This window comes from Oleiphilus sp. HI0061, assembly GCF_001635675.1.
Window position 1 is genome coordinate 1 of record NZ_LWFE01000313.1, and the last position, 7,098, is coordinate 7,098.

Annotated in this window: 6 protein-coding genes; all 6 read left to right on the plus strand. The window is 43.9% G+C overall.

The genetic code is table 11. The features are described from left to right. The coding region (locus A3735_RS30245; RefSeq protein ID WP_082885793.1) for a hypothetical protein at nucleotides 1-224 on the plus strand (224 nt) is incomplete at its 5' end. A gap of 80 nt (nucleotides 225-304) precedes the next feature. After that, nucleotides 305-604 (plus strand): hypothetical protein, encoded by a 300-nt coding sequence (locus A3735_RS04050; RefSeq protein WP_068508136.1) that lies wholly within the window; start codon nucleotides 305-307, stop codon nucleotides 602-604. An 8-nt stretch (nucleotides 605-612) separates the two neighbouring features. Continuing rightward, the gene (locus tag A3735_RS04055) at nucleotides 613-1,206 is read left to right on the plus strand and encodes a hypothetical protein (protein ID WP_068508134.1); all 594 of its coding nucleotides are present in this window, start codon (nucleotides 613-615) and stop codon (nucleotides 1,204-1,206) included. Nucleotides 1,207-1,254: 48 nt separating this feature from the next. After that, a complete protein-coding gene (locus A3735_RS04060; RefSeq protein ID WP_068508133.1) occupies nucleotides 1,255-1,683 on the plus strand; it encodes a hypothetical protein in 429 nt (142 codons plus the stop codon). Between the two features lie 30 nt (nucleotides 1,684-1,713). After that, entirely contained in the window at nucleotides 1,714-2,811 is a 1,098-nt protein-coding gene (locus tag A3735_RS04065; RefSeq protein ID WP_068508131.1) for a hypothetical protein, read from the plus strand. Nucleotides 2,812-2,841: 30 nt separating this feature from the next. Continuing rightward, nucleotides 2,842-7,098, plus strand: a 4,257-nt coding sequence (locus A3735_RS32355; protein ID WP_156499393.1) for a calcium-binding protein, incomplete at its 3' end; no start/stop codon positions are given.

The window sequence follows — 7,098 nt, forward strand, 5'->3', positions numbered from 1 at the left end:
GCTGCCCTCATCATATTGTCCAGCGAGGACATGATAAGACGGCAGCGTTTTTGTGTGATGAAGATGACCAGCACTATTTGGAGGTCTTGATTGAAGCAAAGAATGATTTAGGAGTCGCAGTGGAGCGGTGTCAACTAACAGGCACAGGAAAGTTTGTAGATGAGATTGAAAGGCGTATGGGTCGAAGAGTCGAGAATAGAGGATCGGGTAGGCCTGGGAAGTAGGTCTGACAGCTTTTCAGACACAGATACCAGGAATTGATATAGGTACGTATAATGTCGTACAATTATTCTGTGAGGGGGCAATGAATAAGTTCAAGGACGTTAAAAAGCGGATCCTGCAATGTATATATGATGGAAATGTTTTGCATGAAGCCAGAAACAATATCGAGATTAAGAACTTGTTGGAAGTAGGTGATGTTTCGATCGAAGAGCTAGCAGAAATCATTAAGCATACTCGAGGAGACGACTACGAGGTCAGTCCGCATCATAAAGATCAAAGTATAAATGTGCACCTTATTAAGACTCGGTATCGGCGCCAGTCATGGTATATAAAGTGGTTTTTTATAGAACCAAATGCTGTGTTTATAAGTGTGCATCAATGAGGCCAGTTATGAAAATATTAAAAGAGGGTGATGTGGGAAAGGTTCTTTGTCATACCTGTGAGTCAGTACAAAATTCCACGTTTAAGTTGAGAGACGTCCCCTTTAGTGATGACAGTGGTAGTGTTAAGAACATATTGGCGGGTGTTTGTGATGCCTGCGATAGTGTTGCTGCGATTCCTCATCAATCTACTCCAGCTATTAAGAAGCAGTTAGATAAGCAGCGTAAATCAGTGGAAGGCCGAGTGCCCTCTCACTTAGTTGATGTCCTAAACTTGGCTAGCGATAGTCTCGGAGCTAGTGCTGATTTTATTCCTAGCCTGATTAAATACTACATTCATGCTTTTTATGAGAACTCGATTGCGCCCAAGGATTTACTACCTTTGCTTAAGAGTGATTTGGCAAAAGGTCGAGCGAATAAAAGAATATCACTAAAAGGGCGTTACGTGGCTGAAGAGATAGAGGTGCTTAAAGCTAGGGCTCAGATAGAAACCACAACGGAACTCTTAAAAAGTATTGTATTAAAGATTCACGAAGAAATACTCGTTAAGCAAAAGGCGAGTCGAATCAAAGAGCTTGAACGCTTAGTCGCTGCGGTGGCTTAGTATTAACGACCGATAACGGAATGAATTGAAAATTTTAAGGAAGAAAATATGGGTATATTAGTCGCATTTCTCACCTATCTTGTCGTTGGTTTGCTAGCAATTATATTAGCGCCCGTTCTTTATGCTTGGGTGACCAAGAAGGTAATCGTTTTTGAAAACGCCATATTCAAAGAGTATGCCTACTTCTGGGTGCTCTTGATTCTGCTTGGAGTGGTTTTCCAGGTGCTTTATGTTGCAACGACCCAAGTCATTTACGGCATGGAGCAGCCTATAGGCCTCTACGTGGAAAACTATTCAAATTTGAGTGCACTGATTGGCTTTGCGACAGAGGTGTTGCTTGCTAAATGGATTTTTAGGGAAAGCTATTGGAAGGCTTTTAAGGCATCAATTGTGTACACCATTCTTCTGGTTTTATCTCTTATGATTTTATTTTTTGTTGGGATTTGGGTTGGGCTTAGTGCTTTTGTTGGAGGCTAGTTCTGTCGGCTTGGGTAGGAGGTCTGGTAAATGTTAAGAGTATTACTTAAATGGCTTAAGAAAATAACGATCTTATCAATCGCACCAATTGGTATTTATGGAACTTTGGAGTTGTCTCGCTATTACAGCACAGATGTTCAGTATTTACCTGATGACAGCTTCTTTACTGAGTTTGAGGATATCAAGGTTGATCAATTCGGATGGAGTGCACGGTCAGGACACGGAGGCATCTACTGGGTAAGTGACAATGAAATAGTCACCATGGCAGAGATTGAAAACGAAAAAGCTTTATACCTTGTGAATGTTACGGATGGCTCTTATACGAAATTGGTAGATACCCAAAGTCAAAAGAGGAAGCTCCGTCGATATTGCTTTTCCAATGACACTCTATTTGTCTCTTCATGGCCTTCTTCAGAGCCGCTAGAGTTCGAATATCAACCTAGAAATTTTAAGATTGTTTCTCGGCGAGGTTCTGAACTGAATGGACGATTACGTTCAGCCGTTAGGTGTGGATACTACTCGAGGCCAGGTAAATCTAAACAGCGCAAAGGAATCAGGGAACTGTTAAGGGAAGATGGGTTCATAGTGAAGTTAAGTTCGACTGGAGAGAAGTTTGACAGTGTAGAGTTAGTTAATGCAGATGGTGTTAGCTACAAAGAACTAAGTTCCGAGCCTGATGTTGTTAATTCAATTAATGGTACTGCATTGTACTATCCATATTTTGATGGGTATTTTTCTTATATGACGCAGTATAAACCATGTCCTGGAGTTGGCGTTTGGTGGTTAGGTCGTAAAGATTGGACGCTAAAGGTAAAGGACTATTGTTTAGGTCCTTGGTCTAAGGCTGGTTCGTCTGTTATAGCGCCTACTAATGTTGGTTTATTTGTTGAGCAGCACGGCAGCGGTAAGGGAGCTCCTTGGGCTTTGTATTATTTAGTAACACCAGAGCAAGAGTTGCCAATAGATATGGTAGGGGGGCGTGGAGTTAGCACAGCTCCTGATGGATGTCGGGTTGTTTATGGTTCTGGAGGGTATAGGCCGATTAAGAATAAGGAGTACAGGCAACACCTCAAATTATTCAATGTGTGTGCCTATTTTGAAACGAAAAATATTGATAAGGACGTTTAGATAGTGATAACAAGTCAAAGGAGATGACTGATGATAGAAAGGGAAGAATTCGAGTTAGCATTTTATGCAGCAAAAGGCGCTTATGAGTTAGATGCAGGGGGTGGGTTTCTTAAGCATCTTGGTTATGAGTTTGTTGAGAATGGGATCTGGACAATAGAACAAACGGGACTTAAAGCGGCCCTTTATTCAGATGGTACGGGAAATTATGTATTGGCTTTTGCAGGTACTGAAGGTTCCCAAGATTGGTATCAGAATGTATCCAGCCTGGGCTACGGTCAATGGGAGAGTGTACGACAACAAATATTTGAAATGTTTAATGATATTAACTTCGACGTTGGTGATATTGCCACACTGACTGTAACTGGCCATAGTCTTGGTGGAGCTTTGGCGCAGTATGCTGCTTACGAAATAGTGAGCGAGGGAAAACTAGCAGCTAATCAAATAGACCTATTAACCTTCAATGGTTTAGGTGGAGAAGCTAGTCTAGATTCGAAACATTCTGATTATGATAAAGACCTCCTCGCAGACGCAGATATCTATCACTATTATGAACCCTCAGATCTAGTCGTCCAGCTCTCTGAGCATGTCGGAGGTCAGACATCTAACTATCAACTTAGCTCATCAACTGAAGCAGAGTTCTTCCTCGATGCTCATTCCTTAGCAACCATTGAGCTACAGATGAAGGATGGCAGTGTATTAATAGATTCTCAAGCCAACCATCACTATTTTAATTTGGATGATATTTTGCCGTTAGTTCAAGCTTTGAGCTCTGGAACAAATGGCCTATTGGGTGGTGGTGATCAAGAAATCAGTGAAATGGAGGCGATGGCGAGATTATTTACTATATTACCAGGAATTTCCTTGATTGAGGCCTTCCCCCTTAAATCAAGTGAATATACGGAATTAAGAGATTGGGTTCTGGATAACGTTGCAGAAACGGTACTTGATGTAACTGACCCGACTGAGAGAGCGGTGACAGTATTCGGGCTTGGTGCGGCAATAGGGGCTCTCTCTACAGGACTTAACTTTTCTAGACTTCCCCTCCTCCTCGAAGCGGGTTCCCAATTAACGGCTTCTTATCTAGAGTATTTAAATGCAAACAATGATCAGCCGGACGCGACAACACCGGCAAAGGATGCCTTAGCGTTTAGTCTGTTTTCGATACTTAGCGGTGGCAGACTCAATGATCAGGGGGGGATGGAAGGAGGGACTATTAGTCGTGTGGAAGTTAATCATATACTAGAGGGCAGCGCTCCTCACGAAGCTCAAAGATACTCTGAGGTTTTTCAAGCTGTAGCGGATATATTAGGTGAAAATGTAGAAGATGGTCTTAAGGGGTATATTGACTTCCATCATACGCTGTTGAGTCAGGGCATACACTTTTCGACTGTTGCTGATGCTAGAGGAGTGGATAGAGAGCAATTAGAGCACTGGCTTAATCAATCCGGTTACTTTGATCTGGACGCCCGATTAGCCCGATATAGTGTGATCAATAATCTGCCATTCATCCTAATGGGCCCTGAACTGGCAAGTGCTGTTTCTTCGGAAATCAGGGAATCAGATCGCTATGCTAAAGATACTTATTCCGAACCCTATTGGGTTGATAGGCTTAATTTTTATGAGCTAACACTTTCACAAAACCGAGAGAACCTTCCATATGGGGACGGCTTGGGGACTGAATACGCACTTTTTAAGGACTTGCAAACTGGAGATATAGCTAAAAACTACCTCTTCGCAGATAAGGTAAATACATATACTTTCGGGACAGAAGACAATGATACTTCTGGATTAGAGGGCGGAGAGTATCATGATCACCTATATGGAAATGGCGGTGATGACATTTTATTTGGCAGAGAGGGCGAAGATGTTCTAGATGGCGGAAAAGGAAACGACCACCTTCACGGCGGCACTGGAAACGATTTCTTAGTCGGCGGAGCAGACAACGATACCTACCACTTCACACAAGGTCACGGCTACGACAGGATTGAAGATACTGAAGGAATAAACACCCTCATAATTGGTGGTCGAACCATCACTGCTCTAGAAAAAGTTTCTGGTACAGAAGACTCATATAAAAACGCATTAGATGAAAACGATCCCTATCGCTATCAACTCACTGTGTCAGGCTTTAGAGCCGTAGGCGCTAATGGGGATATTGTCGACGTCATCGCTCAATCAGACTTTTCCCGCTTCGGTATTAATGTTGAAAACAACGAACCTGAACCAAGCCCCGCAGGTGGAGACATCGTCGTCGGTTCAGGCCATAACTACGATGGTGTTAACAACTGGGCTCCCAGTAGAGGTGGAACGGCTACTATTGAAGATAATATTTTCTATGATGCCAGCTTATATGATGCTGACTTATATAACGATGGATACGCCGGCAATGACTGGGAGTTCTGGGGCAGTCATGGCAATGATTATCTAAAAGGCGGTGTAGAAGATGACGTACTGAAAGGTAATCTAGGTGATGATGACCTGCTCGGTGGCGAAGGTAACGACGAGCTATTCGGTCATGCTGGTAAAGATAACCTTGTTGGCGGAACGGGTAATGATACCTTGGTTGGCGGCAGTGGGTCCGATACCTTGTCGGGTGGAGAAGGTATCGACTTCATCTTTGGCAATGGCCCTTACATAAATATTGATGCTGAAACGGGCGAAGTGCTCAATGAAGCCGGAACTGATGTCGGTGATGTAGATATCGTCGACGGGGGGGCCGGAAATGACCGAATCTCTTCAGGCAAGTACACCGACATACTATCGGGTGGTGCGGGCGAGGAGCAAATATATGGTGGCGAAGGTAATGACGTTATTGATGGTGGTGCCGACAATGATTTTATTATGGGAGACTCCGCCGGTAACCGTGTTCGCTATACTGAGCCTGGTTTAGGTGGTGATATTCGCATCTTTACCATCACAGATCATATTGACCGTCTGGATGAAAGCCTGAGCTATAACGATACCATTGATGGTGGTCAGGGGGACGATATCATCTTGGGTGAAGCGGGTGATGATACGATTGACGGTGGTGATGGAGATGACTACATCGAAGGTGATAAATCCAACGACAATGGCTTTTTCACAGCTGAAGGTCAGTATCTGTCTTATACCAATAAGGAGGGTGTAGAGCGCTTAATTACGGCTGATGATTATGTCGAATTCCAAGAAGAATGGAGCGGTAACGATACCCTAAAAGGCGGTGCTGGCGTCGATACAATATACGGCAATGGTGGAAATGATACGCTTCATGGTGGGAGTGAGACTGACTGGCTTTATGGGGGAACGGGCTCCGACACAATTAATGGTGATGAAGGTAGTGATGTTCTCTATGGCGACGAAGGGAATGACCGTCTTAATGGCGGGGAGCAGCATGACTGGCTTTACGGCGGTGAAGGTGATGATCAATTATATGGCGGCGCAGGTAATGACCAGATCCAGGGTGGAAAAGGTGATGACGTTTTATCTGGAGGCTCGGGTACAGACCGCTTAGACGGAGGCGCGGGTAATGATACCTTTATCGTGAAGCCCGGTGACGGTACGATCTATATTACTGATACCCAAGGCATCAATATCCTAGCTTTTGAGGGTGGTTTGAATGCTGGCGATATTTATACCTATGCGAGACCTTCTTCTCAAGATCCTACAAGCGACAGTTTTATTAAGATAAATTATGGCTCGAATGAAAGTGATGTGATCGCTATGTCGCAGACGACTTTCTCGTACATCCGTGAAGCTCGATTTGCTGATGGTTCAAGTTTATCTCTCATTGTCGACAACTTGTCCAATGGAACTAACCTAGGAACGGATAGTGATGACCATATCACCTCGGACGGCGTAGGCTCGAAGCACTATTATGGGTTCAGTGGTGCCGACACTATTGATGCCGGAGACGGCCAGGATTATGTCTATGGTGGTGATGATAACGACGCAATCAATGGCAATAGTGGGGATGATTATCTGTATGGTGATGTCGGTGATGACGTTATTGCAGGAGGAGAAGGAGACGATGTCATTTTTGGCGGAGCAGGAAATGATACCTACCTGTATAGCCTGGGTGATGGTGCTGACTATATCTCGACCTATGATGAAACTGAAGGTCGACAAGATGTCCTTGTTTTCGATGAGTCGATTGCTGCCCAGACCAGCTATGTGACACGAAGTGGTGATGATCTAAAGCTTGTTCTTGGCAATGATGACAGCATCGTCGTTGAAAGCTTCTTTAAAGAAGATGACCCTAATTACGCCTTAACAGCGATTAACTTTTCCGACGGTACTTCATGGGACAGC